Origin of the sequence: Hominibacterium faecale, from assembly GCF_020734085.1 — a bacterium.
GTDB lineage: Bacteria > Bacillota > Clostridia > Peptostreptococcales > Anaerovoracaceae > Hominibacterium > Hominibacterium faecale.
Genome location: NZ_JAJAGH010000006.1, coordinates 189,503 through 210,903, shown reverse-complemented (window position 1 = coordinate 210,903; position 21,401 = coordinate 189,503). Strand labels below are relative to the sequence as shown.

Annotated in this window: 18 protein-coding genes and 1 pseudogene; 2 read left to right on the top strand and 17 right to left on the bottom strand. The window is 48.0% G+C overall.

Features of this window, described 5'->3' with window-relative positions:
* From obgE to rplU, 3 genes and pseudogenes are all read right to left on the bottom strand, one after another.
* On the bottom strand, nt 1-1,293 hold the full coding sequence (gene obgE / locus LG211_RS08850) for a GTPase ObgE (protein ID WP_227755150.1): 1,293 nt from the start codon (nt 1,291-1,293) through the stop codon (nt 1-3).
* Nucleotides 1,294-1,472: 179 nt separating this feature from the next.
* A complete protein-coding gene (gene rpmA, locus LG211_RS08845) occupies nt 1,473-1,733 on the bottom strand; it encodes a 50S ribosomal protein L27 (RefSeq protein ID WP_148395227.1) in 261 nt (86 codons plus the stop codon).
* Between the two features lie 243 nt (nt 1,734-1,976).
* Nucleotides 1,977-2,285, bottom strand: a pseudogene (gene rplU, locus LG211_RS20225) (50S ribosomal protein L21); the annotation flags it as partial.
* A gap of 347 nt (nt 2,286-2,632) precedes the next feature.
* Here rplU and LG211_RS08835 point away from each other — a divergent pair.
* Complete coding sequence (locus LG211_RS08835) at nt 2,633-3,856, top strand: ATP-binding protein (protein ID WP_269477356.1); 1,224 nt, start codon at nt 2,633-2,635, stop codon at nt 3,854-3,856.
* Between the two features lie 210 nt (nt 3,857-4,066).
* Here the strand turns inward: LG211_RS08835 and LG211_RS08830 are convergent, their stop codons facing one another.
* The 8 genes from LG211_RS08830 to LG211_RS08795 all read right to left on the bottom strand — a co-directional run bounded on the left by LG211_RS08830 (nt 4,067) and on the right by LG211_RS08795 (nt 13,828).
* Nucleotides 4,067-4,981, bottom strand: coding sequence for a HipA domain-containing protein (locus tag LG211_RS08830; RefSeq protein ID WP_148395230.1), 915 nt, complete (start codon nt 4,979-4,981; stop codon nt 4,067-4,069).
* Nucleotides 4,978-5,202, bottom strand: a complete 225-nt coding sequence (locus LG211_RS08825) for a hypothetical protein (protein ID WP_148395231.1) — start codon at nt 5,200-5,202, stop codon at nt 4,978-4,980. The genes LG211_RS08830 and LG211_RS08825 overlap by 4 nt, the downstream gene beginning before the upstream one ends.
* A 122-nt stretch (nt 5,203-5,324) precedes the next feature.
* Entirely contained in the window at nt 5,325-6,860 is a 1,536-nt protein-coding gene (locus LG211_RS08820; protein WP_148395232.1) for an ATP-binding protein, read from the bottom strand.
* Nucleotides 6,861-7,015: 155 nt separating this feature from the next.
* Nucleotides 7,016-8,437: a Sapep family Mn(2+)-dependent dipeptidase gene (locus tag LG211_RS08815; RefSeq protein WP_269477355.1), complete on the bottom strand. Its 1,422-nt coding sequence runs from the start codon at nt 8,435-8,437 to the stop codon at nt 7,016-7,018.
* Nucleotides 8,438-8,460: 23 nt separating this feature from the next.
* Entirely contained in the window at nt 8,461-9,840 is a 1,380-nt protein-coding gene (locus tag LG211_RS08810; protein WP_227755145.1) for a Na+/H+ antiporter NhaC family protein, read from the bottom strand.
* A gap of 12 nt (nt 9,841-9,852) precedes the next feature.
* Nucleotides 9,853-11,271: an amidohydrolase family protein gene (locus LG211_RS08805; protein ID WP_227755144.1), complete on the bottom strand. Its 1,419-nt coding sequence runs from the start codon at nt 11,269-11,271 to the stop codon at nt 9,853-9,855.
* Between the two features lie 223 nt (nt 11,272-11,494).
* The gene (locus tag LG211_RS08800; protein WP_148395236.1) at nt 11,495-13,186 is read right to left on the bottom strand and encodes a sigma-54 interaction domain-containing protein; all 1,692 of its coding nucleotides are present in this window, start codon (nt 13,184-13,186) and stop codon (nt 11,495-11,497) included.
* A 12-nt stretch (nt 13,187-13,198) separates the two neighbouring features.
* Nucleotides 13,199-13,828: a GntR family transcriptional regulator gene (locus tag LG211_RS08795; RefSeq protein ID WP_148395237.1), complete on the bottom strand. Its 630-nt coding sequence runs from the start codon at nt 13,826-13,828 to the stop codon at nt 13,199-13,201.
* Between the two features lie 155 nt (nt 13,829-13,983).
* Between LG211_RS08795 and LG211_RS08790 the strand changes: the two genes are divergently transcribed.
* Nucleotides 13,984-15,261 (top strand): L-cysteine desulfidase family protein, encoded by a 1,278-nt coding sequence (locus LG211_RS08790; protein ID WP_227755143.1) that lies wholly within the window; start codon nt 13,984-13,986, stop codon nt 15,259-15,261.
* Between the two features lies 1 nt (nt 15,262).
* Here the strand turns inward: LG211_RS08790 and LG211_RS08785 are convergent, their stop codons facing one another.
* The 6 genes from LG211_RS08785 to LG211_RS08760 form a co-directional block, all read right to left on the bottom strand.
* Nucleotides 15,263-16,402: a DUF4317 domain-containing protein gene (locus LG211_RS08785; RefSeq protein WP_148395239.1), complete on the bottom strand. Its 1,140-nt coding sequence runs from the start codon at nt 16,400-16,402 to the stop codon at nt 15,263-15,265.
* Nucleotides 16,403-16,418: 16 nt separating this feature from the next.
* A complete protein-coding gene (locus tag LG211_RS08780; RefSeq protein ID WP_148395240.1) occupies nt 16,419-17,195 on the bottom strand; it encodes an SDR family NAD(P)-dependent oxidoreductase in 777 nt (258 codons plus the stop codon).
* Between the two features lie 6 nt (nt 17,196-17,201).
* Nucleotides 17,202-17,840, bottom strand: a complete 639-nt coding sequence (locus LG211_RS08775) for a TetR/AcrR family transcriptional regulator (protein ID WP_269477354.1) — start codon at nt 17,838-17,840, stop codon at nt 17,202-17,204.
* Nucleotides 17,841-17,921: 81 nt separating this feature from the next.
* On the bottom strand, nt 17,922-19,103 hold the full coding sequence (locus LG211_RS08770) for a M20 family metallopeptidase (RefSeq protein ID WP_148395242.1): 1,182 nt from the start codon (nt 19,101-19,103) through the stop codon (nt 17,922-17,924).
* Between the two features lie 17 nt (nt 19,104-19,120).
* The gene (locus LG211_RS08765) at nt 19,121-20,506 is read right to left on the bottom strand and encodes an MFS transporter (protein WP_227755141.1); all 1,386 of its coding nucleotides are present in this window, start codon (nt 20,504-20,506) and stop codon (nt 19,121-19,123) included.
* Nucleotides 20,507-20,636: 130 nt separating this feature from the next.
* Nucleotides 20,637-21,386, bottom strand: coding sequence for a helix-turn-helix domain-containing protein (locus LG211_RS08760; RefSeq protein ID WP_253019698.1), 750 nt, complete (start codon nt 21,384-21,386; stop codon nt 20,637-20,639).
* Nucleotides 21,387-21,401 lie beyond the last annotated feature (15 nt).

The following is a 21,401-nucleotide window of genomic DNA, read 5'->3' as shown; positions in this document are numbered from 1 at the left end:
CTAAAATTCGTCGTAATACTCGAATTCGTAATCGATGACCTTGACCGTATCCCCTTCTTCCAGACCCAGTTCTTTGAGCTTTTCAAAGGCACCGCTCTTTTCAATATATTTGTAAAGATAGCGCATGGAACCGGAATCGTTGAAATTGGTGGAATTGAAGATCTTCTGCAGCTGCTTACCGGTGATGACAAATCCGTCCTCGTCGCGGGAAACGTAGACTTCCCGGTAATCCGGATCCTGGTCGTCCTTTTCAAAGTCAAAGGTTTCGATGTATTCCTCCTCAGGCGGCAGCTTTGCCAGGCGATCCAGCTCTGCGGCGGCCTCGGCCAGCACTTCTTTGACGCCCACGTTGATCGGCGCTGACATAGGAAAGACTTTGTAGCCTTTTTCCTCCACGTATTCTTTAAAACGCTGGTATTCGGGGCCGTCCTCATCGACCATATCAATCTTATTGGCTGCCACGATCTGCGGTTTTTTCATCAGCTGGGGATTGTACTCCTCCAGCTCTTTGTTGATTTTATCAAAGTCTTCCACCGGGTCTCTGCCTTCGCTGCCGGAGACATCCACCACATGGATCAAAACTTTGGTCCGCTCAATATGCTTTAGGAACCGGAATCCCAGACCGGCGCCCTGATGCGCGCCTTCGATGATACCGGCGATATCGGCCATTACAAAGCTGGTGTCATAGATCTGCACCACCCCCAGATTGGGATCAATGGTCGTAAAATGATAGTCGGCAATTTTGGGTTTGGCGCTGGTTGCCACGGAAAGCAGGGTCGATTTGCCCACGTTGGGGAATCCCACCAGCCCTACATCGGCGATCAGCTTCATCTCCAGGATCACGCTGCGTTCTTTGGCAAAACCGCCGGCCTCAGCAAAATTGGGAGCTTGTCTCACTGAATTTTTATAGTGTACGTTGCCTTTGCCCCCTTTGCCCCCTTTGGCGGCTACGAAGGAATCTCCGGCCTCGACCAGATCCTTCATCACCAAGCCCGTTTCCTCGTCGATGACTACGGTTCCCGGCGGAACCTTGATGACCAGGTCGTTTCCATCCTTGCCGAATTTTTTCTTTTTCATACCATCCTGGCCGTTTTCGGCTTCGTATTTCCGTTTATACCGAAAATCCATCAGGGTGCGCAGGCTGCTGTCGGCTTGAAACACCACATCTCCGCCTTTGCCGCCGTCTCCGCCGTCGGGGCCGCCCTCCGGAACATAGGGCTCCCTGCGGAAAGATACGGCTCCGTTGCCGCCTTTGCCGGATCGGATGATAATTTTGGCTCTGTCTACAAACATCAGAACCTCCTTTTTTTCTTAGTATGCCATGAATTTCATGAAAATATATCGTTCAGCCGCTCAAATCCCAGTTTATCGGGTATTTATCCCGATAGGTCCTGCGGTGCGGCTGCAGAACAAAAAAATGGGGCTGCAGCACGAATTCAATCTTCATGCGACAGCCCTCTTTCAAAACGTTTTTAAGCTTCTTTCGGGTATACGCTTACTTGCTTTCTTTCTTTGCCGAGTCTTTCGAACTTTACGGCTCCGTCAATCTTTGCAAATAAGGTATCGTCTCCGCCGATTCCGACATTGTTGCCAGGGTGGAACTTGGTTCCTCTCTGTCTTACCAGAATGCTTCCGGCGCTCACGTACTGTCCGTCTCCACGTTTAACTCCTAACCGTTTCGACTCACTGTCGCGACCGTTCTTCGAGCTTCCTACACCTTTTTTACTTGCCATGAAAAGACACCTCCTCGCTATATCAATCTACTTAGGAAATTACTTTAACGCTTCTTCAATTGCTTCAAGAATAACCGGCTTTGTAGCCTTTTCATCGATGCTGATGCTGTTTTCTTTTGCAAATTCAATGAGTTCAGCCTTCTTCATGGATTTTAAAGACGGCTTTTTGGAATCTTCAGCCGGCTCTGCCGGTGCTTCTTCCTTCGCAGGGGCTGCGGCCTTCTTTGCCGGAGCAGTTCCATCGGCTGAAATTCCTGTGATTTCAACTAATGTATATGGCTGTCTGTGGCCCTGCTTTTTTCTGTAGTCTTTCTTTGCTTTGTACTTGAAGATGATGACTTTGTCGCCTTTTGCGGTTTCAAGCGCATCTCCGTATACAGCAGCACCGTCTACATAAGGTGCTCCTACTTTTGCGTCTGTTCCTTCGCCGAGAACCAGTACTTTGTCGAATTTGATCTGCTGACCGTCGTCCACCTTTAATTTCTCTACTCGGATCTGATCTCCTTCGGCGACACGATACTGTTTCCCGCCTGTTTCAATAATTGCGTACATTTTGGTATGTTACCTCCTCTATCCAGTCTCGCCAGTGTGGGCAGCAATTTCTTGCTTTACAAAACAGCCCAGTTTGTGCGGCTTACAATAATGTATGATATCACAGGGACAGGCTGATGTCAAAGGTTTTTTGCCGGGTTTCATGGGAATTTCAAGGGTTGGCGGGTCAGGCTGGTTTTGGCCTGGACGTTCATGGGAAACTATCCACACTACAAAATCTTCTTCATAATGTAATGACAAGTTCCTTTTTCGGCTAAAATAAGATTGTATCGTTTATTAGCCTTGATATCGTTTTGATTTTAGGTTAAAATAAGATTAAATTGCAGATTAGTCAAAAGGAGGTTAGGATGGATTATATAAAAAGAGATTTGGAAAGCGTGATTCTGGAGTTGTCCCAGGAATACGCCTGTATCCTGGTTACAGGACCGCGGCAGGTTGGAAAGACCACCACATTGAAGCGGTTGATGCATCCTGATAGGACTTATGTGTCGCTGGATGATCTGGAGGAACGCAGCCTGGCAAAAAAAGATCCGGCATTATTTTTGCAGCTTCATCAGCTCCCGATCTTCATCGATGAAGTCCAGTACGCACCGGAACTTTTTTCTTATATTAAGATCGCCATCGACCATGGAGCTGAGCCTGGTTCGTTCTGGCTTTCCGGTTCTCAGGCTTTTCGCATGATGAGCCTGGCCCAGGAATCTCTTGCCGGAAGGGTTGCTCTGCTGCACATGTCTTCTCTTTCTCAGCACGAAATCTATGGAGAAGGAAAACAGGCTCCCCTTTCCATTGAGCTGGAAGCTCTGAAAAAGAGAAAACCGGCTGGAAAACAGGCGGATCTTTACGAGCTATATGAGCGAATTTGGAAAGGCTCTCTTCCCGGCTTGGTCAGCGGCAAATACACCAATCGAACTGTTTTTTTCTCCAGTTATCTGCAAACTTATATTGATCGGGATGTAACTGACCTGGTGCCCGGTATTGACAAACTGCTGTTCAGTGATTTTGTCCGGGCGGCGGCCTGCAGGACCGGACAGATGCTGAATGTCCATGATATCGCATCCGACGTGGGTGTTTCCGCTGATACTGCCAAGCGATGGCTTCAGATACTGGAAAAGTCCGATGTTATTTTTTACCTGCGTCCATACTCCAACAATCTGCTGAAACGAACGGTGAAAACGCCCAAAATGTATTTCTTTGATACAGGCCTCGTCGCCTATCTGACCAAATACAGCAGTCCTGAGATTCTGGCAAACGGCGCTATCAATGGGGCTATTTTGGAAAATTATGTGGTTGCGGAGATCCGGAAAAGCTATCACAACAATGGAGAGGAGTGCCTCCTCTGGTACTACCGGGATAAGGACTGCAATGAAGTGGATCTGGTAATCGAAAGCGACGGCCAATTGCATCCTTTGGAAATCAAACGCTCTGTAAATCCCGGAAGTGAGCTGATCCGCACATTCTCCGTGTTGGACAAAGGCTCTATTCCACGGGGAAAAGGGGCAATCATCTGTATGCGCCCGGAATTGTCGGCGATCGATGCTGACAATTATATTCTTCCTGTTTGGATGATTTAGAGATTACGACAATCAGGGCATAATTTATCCTGAAGCTTGAGAAAGGTTAAAAAAGTATCAAAATCAGAAAGTTTTAAACTGATCTTTGATACTTTTTTAACTGTAAGTTGTGATTTCTGTAAGACAAGGCCGAAAAACTATCAATATAACAGTCTTTTGGCCATAGACACGATATTTTATTTTGTAGCGGCCCGTTTGCCATCAGCGGGACTATCTTAGTTTACTATCCCTGCTGTCAATCTCCCGCTCCAGCAACGCATAATAGGCAGCATCCAGTATCGCCTCTCTGCGCACATCCAGCATCTTCTTATAAAACTGCTTCCTGATTTCACTGATATACGGCGTTTCATCGACGATTCTGTTAATCATCTCCATGTCGATGCGGGGAAAAATCCTTTTCAGCGCCCTGTTGCAGCCTTCGTGTTTTAACCCGGTTATAAAGTCTGCATAATTGATCTTCTTTCCGTCTTGCTGCAGGGCAGAAGTAGGGAAAACAAAGATCCTTGCGTCGATTTGATCCTTATCCTCCATGATTGCAGCGATATTTTCATCAGAAATTTGAGGATACAGGCAGGAGCCGCAATCGTATACCGGCGCAATCACTGCTTTTTCTTCCTGTTCATTCACAAGAAATCCCCAGTTGCCATTATGCCTGTCGAAGTTTCCAACAAGGGCATCGGCAATGAACATATCCCAGAAAAAAGATTCCAGAACAAGAGGATCGATGATCTGCTGCTGGGAGATGGCCTTAAGGACCTCATCCAGTTCTGTGCCATAACCGCTTTGCGATGATTCAATACAGGCGTTCTTCAGTTCTGCAAATTCCTGAAGCCTCCACGGAGACTGTTCGAAGTCTTTACAGGCCACGACGATCTTTTCCTTGCCTTTTTCCAGGTAAGTCCCCAGCATCGTTTCCTGTGCCTGAATCCCCATACTGTTGAAAATGCGGCAGCAGATATCTTCCGAATAGCAGCTGTTCGTAAAGCGGCTGTTGTTTTTCGCAGGATTCAGCGACGGAAATTTGAGCATATACCGCTCATCCTGATAAAGAATGCTCATCTTATGTCCGTTCTTGCCGCCATAGTATTTATAGCGGTTCACTTTGCAGGCTGAAAAGTCAATCACTGAAAACTCCCCTCTTCATAAACATACGTGGTATACAAATAATCGCACTGTTCTTCGGTTATTGCGCCATTCACAAAGGCACTGTTGATCGATCCCTGCAGCTCATTAATTAGACAATCAAGGAAAGGAGAATTTTCTGCAAGTCCCTTCTTGTAGGCCGCCAAATCCTGTTCCAGATATTTCGGCAGCAGTTTTTCCAGATAAGCCTTTTCCTGTGCCATAACATAGACCCCTTTCCGCTCTTATTTCTCCATTACAAGTTTTTCGATCCGACACTGATGATGCTTGCTTTTATTATACCCCACTCCTGTCCTTTCAGCAATCGGCCCGCTCACATCATCATTCAGCATTCCGGCGCAGGGCCCGAGCCGGCCGTATAATATCTCTGCAGCTTGCTCTTGGGCTTTTCCGGCATGGTCATGGCCAGATAGCCGCTATCAAGCAGCGGCTTGATATAGTGTCCGCTCACATAGAAAATTGTCTTGACGTCCAGGAAATCTGCGATTTCTTTTCTGGTCCGCGGCTTTCTGCAAAACTCCAAAAGGTCACCTGTGGTTTTATCAGAGCAGGCAGGAAAATCCGCGTCTGCCGGGATGTCTATTCCAGTGGTGTTTTCAGCATCCGTATAATAAGGAGCCTGGTCCTCTGCCACCCGCATTGCCAGGGGACTTCGGATATCGTTATAAAATATGACCACAAACTCATCCCTTCTGTTTTCAAAGACAGGATCCGGAAGGCCATATGCTTTCACTTCCTCACGGATCGCAGGAATGCCCGAATATCGGATCTCAGGACCAAGCTGGCTTTCAGCCATCACCGCCAGAGCGGGATTCCGAAGCACAGGCCGGGTTTTCCCCAGCTGATCGATGGTCATACGTCCGTAGAGCGTTCCGGGGCTGTGGATCTCCAGGCGATCCGCAAAGATGAGGACCTGTACGGGAATCCTTTCTGTATGAGCGCTGTAATCCCGGTGGATTAAGGCGTTGAGAATTGCTTCTCGAACGGCATTGATGGGATAATCGGTTCTGTCCTCACGCATGCCGGTATCGGGATTGATAGTGATCTTTGTTTTCATATTGCGTTTGCAAAATTCGGCAGCTTCTTCCATCATATCGGAAATGGGCCCTTCGATCCTTTTATGATCGACTGCGTTCGTACTTCCTGTCCCGTATCCGGACATCACTGCGGCCTCGATCCCCAGCTGCGGGAACAGCCCCTGGGGATAAACGCAGAAACTCATCAGCGCCGCCAATGTAGGTGCACCGTTTCTTGTCACATTGAGCATTTCATAGACCTGCTCCTCATCCGCCAGGGAGAGCTGCGATTTCTGCTTTTCCTTTTTGCTGATATATGCAGCCAGCCGATCCGGGTCCAGCAGCTTCAAAGAAGCGCGCGTTACCGGCCGCTCATCATCATGAAGCTGCTTGCGATATGCTTCGTAAGCGTAGAGTTCATAATCGGTCAGCTGCAAATTCGCACCCCCGGCCCGCAGACAGGAACCTTTTGTCCTGCCCGCCCCTTTATAATAACAAGGCCGCTGGGCCAGATCGATTCCCGGAATCTCTGCTGCGCAGATCGTTACACCCTGGTATTCGGCTGCAGTGAATACCGCCTCCACCGGCGGTTCCATCTGATTGCACTGGTCCGTTACGTTTTTCTGCAGATCCAGCGGATCGTACACCCCGACGGCTTTAAACCACGTTTTTTCATTGAGGCCGAACACCAGCGTTCCGCCCTGATCCTGATTGGAGAATGCGGACAGGGTATTATATAATTTTTTCGGACAGTCTTCGCGGGCAGATTTCACTTCGACCAGCTGGGCATCCGTCTGCCCCTTTTGTATCCGTTCTGCCAATTCGACCAGCTCTGCTATTAGCATAAAACCACCCCTTTTGTTTGTTAATTTGTTTGTTTCTTTATTTTAACAAACTTTTCAAACAAAATCAACAAAAAACGAAAGCAAATTAGCAAAGAGATTTGCTTTCGTTTTTATAAATTCATGCCAATAGGCGTGATCCGGGCGTAATATCGGGCCTACCTGGCCATGGCATAGAGCGCCCGGGCATAGATTTTGCTCAGCTGGAGCAGACGTTCGCAGGATATATGCTCATCCTGTTTGTGGAAACTCAGTTCTTCCCCCTGGATTGAAGGCCCAAAAGGAATAAAGTTTTCCAAAATCCTCGCATAAGAACCGCCGCCGTGGGCCACCGGCTGACTTTCCAGATCGCCGGTCATCTGCTGATATATATCGACCAAGGTCTGGACCAGGGAACTTTCAGGATCAACATAAAAATGCGGATTGCGCATCGTCACTTCACAGAAAACCCCTGATCGCTCCGCCGCCTGCGCAAGCTGTTCCTCCAGGGCTTTCGTATTCTGCGTAACCGGATAGCGGATATTAAGCCCGGCATAGAGGCTGTTTCCGTCCAATCGGAAAATCCCCAAATTATTGGTCAGCGGGCCGGTTCGGTCAGAAAAAGAAACGCCCAAGCCGCTTCCGTCCGTATCAAAGCCGATCGAATCCGCCAATGCGTGCAGTGTATGGCAGACGTTTTGCGGGAAGAAATCCAGCTTCTTCAAAAGCTGGAGCATCAGAGAAACCGCATTGACACCGATTTCCGGCGTGGATGCATGTGCCGATTTCCCAACCGTATACAGCTCCAGCAGGTTTCCTGTTTCCACAGCCTTAATTCTGTCTATGGGCAGCGTTTCCTTTGCTGCTTTTACAATGGCCGCCCGCTGCTCTTTGCTTCCCTCAAAGACCGCCTTGGCCTCCGGAATCACCACATTAAAGGCGCTGCCTCCGTGGATACTGTTCAGGGTCGGCAGCTCCTTTCCGCACGATTCCACTGGGAAGGTTTTGCTGAATTCATAATTGAGGATGCCCTTTTCAGCAAAAGCCGCCGGAAACCAGGAATCAGGCACAATGCCGCAGACCGGCATTTTTTCAACATGCTCCTTATAATAGCGGATGCAGGGGAAATAGCCCAATTCTTCGTTGGTACCGATGATATGCTTGATCTGCCGTTTCAGCGGCACGCCGCTTTCCTTCAAGGACAGACAGGCGTAAAAAGCCGCGATAAAACAGCCCTTATCGTCCACAGCACCGCGCCCGTAAATATTGCCGTCCGCAATCTGCCCGCCATAGGGATCATACGTCCAGCCTTCCCCTTCCGGAACCACATCCATGTGGCAAATAACCCCGGCAGCCTCGGCCCCTTCGCCGAAGTTGATTTCTCCGGCATAATTATCAAAATTAACACATTGAAAGCCCTTTTCCCTGCCCAGCTTCATGGCAAAGTCAAAAGCTTCCTTTGGCCCCCGGCCGAAAGGCGCCTCAGCCTCTTCCGGGCCGAAAACCGATTTTATCCGAATCAGACGGCACAGGTTATCGATCATTTCCTGATGATACCCCTCCAAAATCCGATCAAAATTTTTTTCTGCTTGATCACTCATGTTTCACTCTCTTTCTGGTACTTCTATATAAAGGATACCACTAAAAATGCGATTGTGGTAAGAACGTAGGATATAATCGCATATGGGAGCGTACCTTTCATCTGATAATAAGGCTTGATGTCCACCGCCCTTGAAGATACCATGACCGCATCTCCGCACACATAAGTGGTGCTGCCTGCCGCAGAAGCGCAAACCAGCGCCGCGCAGGAGATCAGCGGGTCCACGCCCAGCCCGTTGGCAAGGGGCACGACAATGGCGATAAAGATCATTGCCATATCCCAAAAACCGCCGCCGAAATAGGAATAAACAGCGCAGAATCCGAAAACCAATGCCGGCAGATAAGCCCCGTTGAGGAAGGGCTTTAAGGTTTCAACCACATAATCAGCCATACCAGTGGCCGTATTTACCTCCACCAACGTCATAGTCATGGTAATCAGCGTACAAATGGCCACCATGCTCACAACTCCATTATATGCGTTATCAAACAGCTGGGTCAGCTTCACTTTTTTCTGCAGGAGCATTAAAATTCCGGTCACCGCAATCGCCGCCATGCAGCCCAGCATTACATTAATATCCGTCAGAAGGGTTACGACAACCAGAATAATCAATGGAACGAGGAAATTCCAAGGATGGGCCTTTTTCCCTTCATTTTCCGCCTGAATGGATGCAAAGTCGGGAGCCATGATTGCTTCTCCGGTATAACTCACATCTGCCGGGCAGACAACCCCGGTTTCTTCCGCCAGCTTGGTATGCTTTTTTGTGATCCCGAACATGGGAATAACTCCTAAAATTACCAGGGCCATGATGATTAAAGATATCCAGGCAAAGAACATATATGGCAAGGCCGCTATATAGGCGGATGCTCCGCTGCCGCCTGTGGTCACACCGAAATCTTCAAAGAGACCGCTGTAAAAAACCGCCCAAGTGGAGATCGGAATGGCGATGCAAACCGGCGCTGCCGTAGAATTGATCACATATCCGAGGAAGGTCCGGGGAATCCGATGACTGTCGCAGACCTTTTTCATGGCAGTAGCGATAGCCATGTTGTTCAGATAATCATCCACAAAGATCAACCATCCTAAAATATAAGTAATGAGTAAAGCCTTTTTCCTGGTGTTGGCGTATTTGCTCAGCCACATGGCAAATTCCGTGACCGACCCTGATGCGTCCAAAAGGGCGATCAGAATACCGAAGAGAGCCAGCAGCAAATACAAGTAACCAAGCGTTCCGCCGGAAAAGGCTGCCTGAACTTTTTCCAGCCAAACAGCCGCGAACTTCCAGCCGCCCAGCAGGATCGAACCGGTGATGGTCGCCGCCGTCACCGACAGCAGCATACGTTTTGTTGTAAAAATTAGTACGAATAATACTACCATTGGCAGTAAGGTCAATATTCCTAAATCCATGATTTTCCTCCGCTAAATTTTCCAAAGTTCTGTCTTTGCAAAGATGCTCTTGCCAGGCTTTGCGTCCTTTTTAATCTCGCCGCCGTCGATGACCGGAACCCCGGCTACTAATACATAATCAATGCCGTCCGGCTGGGCCATCGGGTCGCCCAGTCCCGGGAAGGCTGCGTTATCCTTGACTCGCTTCAAATCAAAGATCAAGATATCCGCATCCGCCCCTTCGCCGATGAATCCTTTTGTTTCCAGGCCGAAAAGCTGTGCCGGCATCCAGGATGACTTCTTTGCGAAATCCATCAGGGTCAGCACATCCTGATCCCGAACCAGATCCTTTAGAATTTTGGGATAAGTACCTGCTGTCTGGGGATGCCCGATTCCCGGAGCCAGATTGGGGAAACCCCCGTCGGTGGACATCATGACATATGGCTGTTTCAGGGCCAGCGCCACTTCATAAGGCTTGCCCACAAAAGCCGTAACGCTTGCGTCAGGATCCTGTTCTCTCATCTCATTAAAGGTCTCTTCCGTCAGCCGCTGCCCGGCATATTTGCCGGTCCCTGCAAGAATGTCGTGATAAGTGCAATCATAGATATCCTGCCAGCCTTCACAGAATACTTCCGAACCCACCGGGCAGGCAAAATCACAATAAGCCCCGCTGTCCACAGCGATTTCATATCCTTGCCGTCTCGCTTTTTCGATAATCTTTAAGGATTCCTCCATCATTCCCTGACCGCACTGGTAAACGTGGTGGGAGATCAGCACTCTCACCCCGGTCGTTTCCTGAAGTTTGATCACTTCTCTTGTGGCCTCCAGGGAATTCCAGCCACCGGCTCTGGAGTGGATGGGCATAACCTTATCGTATTTGGCTGCCACCTTTGCCATGGCTGCCATCTCGTCCCAAGACGTAACCGGAGCGTATTCCAGCCCTAAGGAAAGTCCAATGGCGCCATTTAGCAAATCTTCTTCCGCCCACTGGGCCATCTGGCGTATCTGCTTTTCCGTGGCCTGGTGGTAGGGGCTCTCGATCCCCGCCTTTTCCCGCAAAATCCAGGATTGGGGCGTCAGCGCCGCTGTATTGAGCGGATATCCGGTTTCATCCAGACCGGTCAAAAATTCCTTCACCGGATAAGGCCCCAGTCCGCAGGATCCCACAATAATGGTGGTAACGCCCATACTGGCCATGACATATCCGCTGAACAGCTGGCCGTCCGCATGGCTGTGGGGATCCACAATGCCCGGACAAACGATTTTTCCAGTAGCATCAATGGTGCGCGCAGCTTTCAGCGGCGCTCTGGTAACTCCGGCAATCTTTCCGTTTAAAATCGCCACATTGGCGATGGTTCTCAATTCCGTTTTTGGGTCAATGACGGTTCCGTTTTCAATCACACAATCGTAAGTTGTCTGAAAAAAATCCAGATTCTCTTTTTTTTCGCCCATAACGTATTCCTCCTCTACTCTTCCACAAAGTTGTAATGCTATATAAAGCAAATTTCGTGCCAGCAGGCTGCTTTGTCTCTGTACCGCTATAAAGTGTTGCAAATTTCAACATTTTTCTGTCAAATATGACTTTTAAACGGCGGCGGCAAAACTATATTTGCAGAATTTTGCCTGCAAAAAAATGCAGACCATGAAAAAATCTGCATTTCAAATCAGCTCTCCGTTACTGTTGCAGCTTATTATATAAACTGCGTATCGAAATTCCCAAATCCCTGGCTGTTTTCGTTTTGTTGCCGCCATTCTTTTCCAATACTTTTTTAATATATGCACGCTCTGTTTCCCGGACCACTTGGCTCAAAGGTTTCACTCCTTCCAGTTCTTCTTCCTTATCCAAAGTACGCATCTCTTTCAGGCCCAGATCGGGCAAGTCCTCCGCCTCAATCCTTGTTTTTGCCGGATCCATATCAATGATCGCTCGGCCGATATAATTGGCCAGCTCCCGTACATTGCCCCGCCATTCCTTTTCTTTGAGCACGGCCAGCGCACCGGAAGAGATGCCTTCGATATTTCGTCCATACTCCTCATTATATTTCACAATCATATATTCCGCCAGCAAAGGAATATCGTCCGGCCGCTCCTTCAGCGAGGGCAGCTCAATGGGAACCATGTTGAGGCGGTAATAGAGATCCTCTCGAAAATTTCCATTGGCAATTTCCTCTTCCAGATCGTTATTGGCGGCGGCAACAATCCGCACATCCACCGATATGGGGCTGGATGCACCTACGCGAATGATCTCCTGTTCCTGCAAAACCCGCAGCAGCTTTGCCTGCATGGCCGGGCTGATCTTGCCAATCTCATCTAAAAAGATTGTTCCCTTGTCCGCCTGTTCAAAGTAGCCTCGTTTGCCGGTTTTCTTGGCGCCGGTGAAGGCTCCTTCCTCATAGCCGAACAGCTCGCTTTCCAGCAATCCTTCACTGATGGCCGCACAATTGACCCGTACAAACGGTTTGGCCGCCCGCTTGCTTTCGTTGTGAATGGCATGGGCGAACAATTCCTTGCCCGTGCCGCTGTCGCCGATCAGAAGGATCGGCGCCGATGTTTTTGCTGCTCGCTTGGCCTTTTCAATGGCTTCTTTTAAGTAACGGTTCTTGCCAATGATATCGTCAAAACTGTACTTACCCTTTAATTCCCGGATCACCCGTTTGGCATCATCCAGTTCTCTGCTCAAAGAGAGAAGCTCTGTCAAATCATATGCCACAGCCACGCTTCCTTTCAGCTCGCCGTTGACCAGGATCGGCGCACCCTGGGCGATGATTTCCTTGTTGTGCCTGCCCACCACCATATGAAATCCCCGCTGCTCCTTTCCCGACTCTAAAACGGCCCGATGAATGCTTTTCCCTTTGCAGTCGATGTCGCAAGGCTGGCCGATCAGCTCCGATGGCTTCATTCCGATCAGCTTGGAATACGCTTTATTCATCATTACATTGATCCCGTTTTGATTAGCCACGGATATGGCGTCCTGGGCAGCCGAAAAAATCGCTTCCATCATGCTCTGCATTTCTTCCAGACGATTGACTTCCGTGGAAAGTTCCTCCAACTGGGGCACTTCTTTAAAAATCGCCACTGCGCCAATGACTTCCCCATCTTCATCCCAGATGGGCATTCTGCTGGTAACCAAGGTTGTCTCTTCATCGATCTTAATGATATGGTTAATTTCTGCGATGGCGTCCTTGATGACTTCCGGCATTCTGGCAACCGGAGAGATTTCCGAAACATGGCGGCCGATCGGATCTCCTTCCACATGAAAGATGCGCCTGGCAGCATCATTGAAAAGAATCACCTTTCCATCCCGGTCTGCGGCGGCGATTCCATCGTAGGTGGCGTTTAAAATTCGTTCAATGGGAATTGATGTCATGATCTGCCTCCCCTATCTCCCAAAATCACTAATATCCTGCCTGAGAAAATGGATCGCCCCTTCCATATCCTGATTCTGCAGGCATTCAATAATCTTAGCGTGGTATTTGGTGTCGGTGGGAAATACGATCTTTGCCCATTTATCCCAATAAAACTGGGCATATGCCCGTGTGAGGGTATCCAGGGACTGCTTGAGCATATTGTAGGAAAACTCATTGCCGCAGAACGAAATAAGCGCCAAATGAAACTCCATGTTATGTTCCCAATGAACCCAAAAATCATTCTTCGCCTGGTCGCTTTCACATTGCTGGTCGATCTGCTTCAGCCTGGCGATCTGTTCCTCTTCGATCTGGTGGATACACTCCCGCAGGCTGCCGCCTTCCAGCACCAGCCGGAAATTCAGAATATTTTCGATATCGGTTCTCGTCAGCTGGACGATCACATAGCCGAACCGGGGCATGCTTTTTAGAATGCCTTCGCTGCAAAGCTTACCCAGGGCCTCTCTCACCGGCGATTTGCTCACCTGGTATTTTTCAATCAGCTGCTTTTCACTGATGATATCGTTGGCTGAATATTCGCCCTTGATAATTGAGGAAAAGACCTTGCTATAGATCATATCTTTTAAATTACCGTTTTCTGCCATCTTCGCTCCTCTTCTTTTTGATACTTACTACTATCATACCATAAGGCCGGCTCTAAAGTAAACGGCCATGAATTTTTGCACTTAAAAGAGTTGACGCTTGGTTATATCTCTGATATTATCAGTAATATAATCAAAGTGTTAAAGGAGGTCTGGACATGAACGGAGAAACTGCTGCTTCTTACAGAAACATATTAGAAAACGAATTGATACTCGCCCTGGGCTGCACAGAGCCGGGCGCGCTGGCCTATGCTGCCGCCAAAGCCGTGGAGATTTTAAAACAAGCTCCTGAGCGCATGACAGTGAGCTGCAGCGGCAACATTATAAAGAACGTTAAAGGTGTCTATGTACCTAATTCCGGAGGCCTTCGGGGTGTGGAAGCTGCAGCAGTCTTAGGCGCTGTCATCGGCGATCCGTCCAAAGAGCTCAATGTCTTGGAAGAGGCTGACGATGAGGACCGCCGCCAGGCCAGGCAACTGCTGGCATCTGACTTTTGCATCTGTGAGCTGCAGGAAGGCGAGGACAACCTCTATATTGACGTTTCTGTCTTTGCTGGAACCGATTCTTCCCGGGTGATCATAAAAAACGCCCATACCAATATCGTTTTTATGGAACGCAATGGAAGGCCCCTCCTTGCAAAAGAAGAAGGCGCCGGCAGTTGTGAAAAAGATGAGAAAGCCAGCCTCAACATTACGGACATTATTGAATTTGCAGATTGCTGCGACCTGGCCCCGCTGAAGGAGCTTCTGGAAAGACAGATCGAAGTGAACTGTGCCATCGCCCAGGCTGGCTTGGATGAAAATTATGGAGCTTGTGTCGGTAAGACGCTGATGGAAACCGGCGGCAACTGTGTGCAGATAAGGGCAAAAGCAAAAGCCGCAGCCGGTTCCGACGCGCGCATGGGCGGAAGCTGCATGCCAGTGATGATCAATTCCGGCAGCGGCAATCAAGGCATTACCGTAACCGTGCCGGTGGTGGAATACGCGGAAGAATTGCAGGTCAGCCGTGAAAAACTATGCAGGGCTTTGATTGTAAGCAACCTGATCTCCATACATATCAAATATTATATTGGAAAGCTTTCCGCATTCTGCGGGGCTGTGAGCGCAGCCTGCGGCAGCGGAGCCGCCATCACCTATATGCACGGTGGAACTCTCGCCCAAATTTCCTCCACCATCGTCAATACGCTGGCTGATGTGGGAGGCATCGTCTGCGACGGCGCCAAGGCTTCCTGCGCTGCAAAAATCGCTTCCGCCGTGGATGCAGCCATCATGGCTCATAATATGTCTATGCGCAGCCGCAGCTTCCAAGCCGGAGAAGGGTTTATAACCGAAGATATTGAAACCACCATCGCCAACATGGGCTATATCGGACGTGAGGGAATGAAAACGACCGACGTAGAAATCCTCAAGCTGATGCTTGCCAATCGGGTTTTATAAATTACACTTCTTCCTCTTCTTTTATGTCAATATCCACGCCATTGACTTCTACATGGTCGTTAATCCCGATGACAATACATCTCCTGCCGTCAATGACCTTAGTTTCCACCAGGTCAGCCCGGTCCGGGCTGACCTTGATTACCACATCCGGCGTCTCAATGCTGAATTTTTTCGTTTCTGCAATGTTGGAAGCCATCAGCTTCCTCCGTTCCCCTGCTGTCTGCTCAAAGGTAGTCTCCACCTTCTCCAGCTTATCCTCCGAAGCGCCGCTCCGCTCCAGCAGCCTTCTCATATCGAACTTGTCCAGCTCCAAGGGTTCCGGTTCTTCTTTGCTCTCTTCGATCATTTCCTGCAGATTATCGTGAATGCATCTGACCATTGTAAAGTCACATTCTTCGCCTAATGTCTCGGATAGAATTTCGTTGAAGGTAACTTTTTGGTTTTCTGCGGACAGGGGAATCTCGCTGCCCAAAAGCTCTTCGATCAATTTGGGCTGCAGCTCTTCCGGCTTTTTGGAGAAGTACAACGCCTGATGAATGTCCCCGGTTCGATCATTGAAGGCAGGAAATAAAAATCCCTTGGCCGGAGGATCCACTACCCAGTCCCGACTGCGTCCCACGATACTGTTTTGGTCAGCGTCATAGCTGAGACCTGCCTTGGAAAGCTTGACCGGACAAATGCTGCACAATATGTATTCGTATATGTTCTCGGAAGCATCAAACATTTCCAAGCCGTCCTCCGCTCTTCCCGGCACGTCATAAACCGCATGGATCAGGATGATATAATAGTTTTCTCCGTACTCATAATGGTCGATAATTTTATTGAAAAATTCGTCTACCAGAGATTCATCCTCCAGCTTGCTGTTTCTCAGACGGAAAAGGAATTCCTGGGTTCCCCCCGGCTCCTCTTGGGCCAGTGGAAATTCCATATTGATCAGTTTTTTACCCAGGGTCCCGGTAAGCGTCTGCTTGAAGATTTCAAAATATTTAAAGGCCTCTTCTTCAGGAAGGGACAAAAAGGAGCGATTCACCTCATATTTACGTACCTTTTCTGCATCCACGTAGCATCCGCACATGCGGGTAATGGTACAATTCTCAGGCGTAAACTGTTTTTTAATTTCCAATATTTCTTTGTTGATCATTTTTTAGTCCTCTCTTTTATAGTCTTCGCAGACCTTCCCAGCCTGCGATCATGATGAAGTGGGGTATGAACTTGGCGGCAATTCTATGGAGAAAGCATACTGGCCCCGGGGTGGAAACAGCCAGTCCCAATTTGCTATCTATGAGAGCCCATCTGACTACGGTTCTGGATTTGGATGCCATCGGAAAATGGCGGACCGCCTGTCCATTTTTTGTGTCTTTTGCCGTTGGAATGAATTCTGTGTCGCGGACCCAATATGGGCATACGGCCGTTACCAAAATGCCCTGACCAAAGAGCTCCCATCTCAGAGCACGGCTGTAGCGCATGAGAAATGCCTTGGTCGCCGCATATACATTCAACGAAGGAAAGGGTTGAAAGGCTGAAGTCGAGGATATTTCCAGAATACGGCCTCCGCTACTCATATGAGACAGCACAATCTGGGTTACCGCCACTGCGGCACGACAGTTGAGATCGATCATATCCATACTGTCTTGTATGGAGACCTCTTTGTAATCCCCAATTTTTCCAAAACCCGCTGCGTTGACCAGCAGCCGTACATCCGGTCCTTCCTCCTTGAGGCGTTCTGCAAGAAAGTCAAGGCTTTCTTGTTTGGTCAAATCCAGGGGCAGTACGCGCACCGGAAGGGAAACTTCTTGCGCAAGGGCGCGGAGGCGGTCTTCTCTGCGGGCGACGGCCCATATTTCATCAATAGGTTCCCGTTGGATCTGCCTTGCGAATTCCCGGCCCAATCCGCTGGAAGCGCCGGTTATAAGAGCAATTTTCTTCTTTTCCATTTGTCTTTACTCCTGCATATCGATTTGTTTTTCTTTTATGTAATGAGCGGCAGCTGAAAGCAAGGTTTCAATCTCACTGCTCGATATGCCGTATGAAAAAAGACCATGCCTGGCAGAGCACTTCCAAATTTCTTCCGGTGACAGTTCTTCTCGATGCTGGTTCAAGCGATCAAAGGCGAATTTATAAAGAATGATCTTGGCAATCTCAACACTGGCAAAGATCCGCTCTTTATCTGTTTTTAAGCTTTTTTTCTCCGCAAAGGTACAGATCCGATCGACTATTGCGTCTGCTCTGTTTTCATAATTTGACAAAATTTCATAGCTCTGGAGCGTCTCCAAGTCTTTGGCCGAGGTGAATCGGCAGATTAAATCCGTATAACACCGCAAAAGCACCAGCGCAAAGATAGGGGCATCTTCCATATCTGCACATTTTATTATGATTCTGTCCCATTGATTGTCCCGCAGCTCGGAAAAATAGGAAAAAAAGAGCTCTTCTTTTCTTCCGAAATAATAGCGCAGATGTCCCCTGCTGATGCCTGCAAGTTCAGCGATCTGACGGGTAGTAGTCGCGGCGAATCCCTTTTCCTCAAAGAGTTCTTTTGCTACCTCCAATATTCGATTATAAACATCGCAATCTTTTCTCATACATTCCATCATACGTGATTAAAATCTCTTTGTCAAATGAAATGAAAGCGATGAAAAATCATCGCCTTCCACTGTTCTAAACTACTCTTTATTAAAATCGATTTGAATGGATTCTAAGATGTCCGGCTGGGTCAAAACCTTCAGAATCATCAGGGAAATGACCTGAGCGCCCCTTGTGATTACCGGTTCTATGACCTCTTTTTCTTTCATTTTGGCGGCGAATTGGCGCGTGTGATGCGTCAGGCTTGTGTCACCTATGGATAAGGTAGGATGAAAAGCCGGGCATCTCCAGCTCACATTGCCAATATCCGAAGAGCCTTTGTTTTCACTTTCTCCTGTGGCCAGATCAATTCCCAGCTCTTCATAAACTTCTTCCAAAATCTGTTCTCCGGCTGGGTTGGGCTTCAGGCTATCCAGGGTCGGTGCGTAATGATCAATTTCAACTTCTGTTTGTGTCGCCATAGCCGCACCTTTGGCACAGTCATGGGCCATTTTTTCCAGCTGGGAAAGATAGCGGCTGTCCGGGTATCGCAGTGTGTAATCCGTCACCACATAATCCGGAATAATGTTGGGTGCAGCTCCTCCCTTGGTTATGATCCCGTGTATGCGGGCATCCGGCTTGATATGTTGCCGCATCATGTCAAAAGCATGGATCATCAGCATGGCTCCGTTGAGCGCGTTCCGCCCTTCCCATGGTGCTGCCGATGCGTGGGCGGGCCTGCCTTTAAATTTATAATAAAAGGCCGTCAGCGCCATGAACTCCATCTTAACACGGTTTTCCATATCCATATGAATCATAATCACAAAAGAATAATCATCGAAGATGCCGGCTTGGGCCATATCGATCTTCTTTCCTGTCAGCTCCTCGTCTGGCGTGCCGATGATATGGATATTTCCATAAAGATCCTTCTCGTTGGCATGAAGCGCCAGAGCGGCCAGAAGGCTCAAACTGCCGCTGGCACAATGTCCGCACCCATGCCCGATTTCAGCCAAAGCATCATATTCGGCGAGAATACCAATTTTCACTTTTGAGTCCGGATCCATGCGCACCTGGCCGCAAAAAGCAGTAGGTATGCCGGCAAAGCTTCGTTCCACCGGTATCCCGTGATTTTCCAGAATCCTGCACATCTGTTCGCACGCATGGAACTCCTTGCCGGAAATTTCCGGATGGTCGGCCAGATCGTAGTTGAGATCATAAGCTTCCTGGGCCAACTCTTCGATGGAGGTAAATGTTTGTTCTTTCAAAGCTCCTAACGGTTTCATCGCAATCTCCTCTCTATCTATTTGACAACCTGTTTTCCGATATTGGCTCCCAGCTCTTGGAGAATTCTATTATTGACCGTATAGAATTTTAAAACAATACATGCGATCAGAAATGCGGCTCCTGGGATACCGGCGTTGATCCAAATGATGCCGTTGATCGTGGCTGAAGAAGCCATATCTGCGCCCGTATAACCGGCTAGGGTCAAAAGACCGCCTACAGCCAATCCGGCCACAATGCCTCCAAAGTTCAACATAAATGTGTTGCAGGAAGTTACAAGCCCCGCACTATATACATTTTTTGTCAATGCCACATATTCCACGCAATCGGCTACCATGGTCCATACGGTTACGATCATCGTAACCTGGAAATACTGTTGAATCATGTAGAGGATAATCAGTACGGTCATGCTGTCAAACGGGTCGAAGAGCAAGAATATCATCGGTTTAATCAAGCTCATAATCCCTGCCAGAATGAAGATTTGTTTTTTACCGAACTTTGCTACTAAAAACGGTGTTAAAAAAGCTCCTGCGATTGCCGCCGGCAAAGTGGCAAAGGACACAACCGAAAAGGCGGCTTCATTGCCGACCGCATATTTAAAAACATAGATGTTGGTGGCCGAAATCACTTCAAAAGCCAGAATCACGCATCCGAAGGAAGCGATCAAAAGGAGAAGCGGTTTAGTGGTAAGAACTTTTTTCAAATCTTCCTTCAAATAGCCTTTCTCCTGTTTCTTATCCTGCCTGGGCATGGGCAGATCATGTTTTTTTGAACCGCTTAGACTGAGGAGCATGCATAGAAATGCTGCTGCTGCAAAGATTCCGATCGTGATATGCCATCCCTTTTCATCATCGCCGAAAGCTTTTAAAAAGATCGGCACCAGTGCCATCGCCGAATAACCGAATCCGGTGCCCAAAACCTGTCTGGACATAACGACGAAATTGCGCTTGGAAAGATCGGAAGACATACTGGGCACCTGAGCCTCATATGTAACAGTCTGAAGCTCGTAATTGATGCAAAAAACAATATAGATTATCGAATAAAGGGCTACTTTTGCCGTGGCCGATATTTCGAAATTCGTAAACAAGAGAAAGAACAAAATAACTACCACCGGAGTCGTAACCATCAAATACGGCCGATATTTTCCGAATCTAGTGTTTGTTCTGTCTGAAATGATCCCTGCGATGGGGTCCGTGATAGCACAAAATACTCTTCCTAAAGAGTAAATAACACCGGCTGCTGCCGCTGGGACGAGGGCATAATCCGTCCAGAAAAAGATTACGTAGCTGGCATAAACAAAATAAATGATGTTCAGCGTAGCTCCTCCGAATCCGTACCTGAAGATTTCACTGAAGGTTGTAACAGGCTGCATCGGGCTGTCCTGCATGTTCATTTTCTTATTCATATGTATTCCTCCTTGTTTTATTGGGCGCGCACTAAGGCGTGCACTAATTTTGCATATAGAATAACACTTTTCCAATAAAAGTCAAGGCTTTTTCAGAATTATTCGATTCTTATCTACAAATTGGTATTTTTTAAAGATCACGAAATTCTTCTGCCAGCACATCGTAATCACGCCTGGCTACAATTTCTAGAAAACGTTCCATAGAAAGTTCTTGATAGTCTCTCTGCAGGGCCAGCAAAGTCTGTTCAATCGCAGTTTCTGTAAATCCCAGTTGGTAAAGTCCATGTTTCATGGAAGTCAGCCAAATCGATTCAAAGTCTCGTTCCATATGGTAGGTGAATTTAACATATAGCATGCGTATGGCAATCTTCAGACCAATCTCACAGCTGTCCTGCAAGTGCTTTCTGTTGGGCTTTTGTCCATGATGGCCTGCAAATTCAAGGATCATTTGGCATAGGGAGTCAGTAATTAAATGAAAATAAGCATCCAGGTCGTATCGTCCTAAAAGCAACAAATCATGAATAAAGTTTTCTGTTTCTAAGGTTCGAAGCTGACATGCAAACAGGAGACCGTAATAGATAGCGTAGTCATCCGTTTGCACTTTGGATTCATTAAAAAAATATTTGATTTTTTTCACATAAAACCCGAAATGACAGGCCAATATATCCTCCTTCTTTGGAAAATAGTAATGAAGATGTCCGCGATTAATTCCTACAGCGTCAGCAATTTCCCTGGTCGTTGTTTTCACGTAGCCTTTTTGGTCAAATAATTTGGCGGATTCATTGAGTATTTGATTGTAAGTCGGATTGTTTTCCCGCATAACCCTTTCCTGCTTTCCAAAAAACATCGGCAGACAGACGTTACTTCGTCTGTCTGTCATTCAATGGTCTCTGTC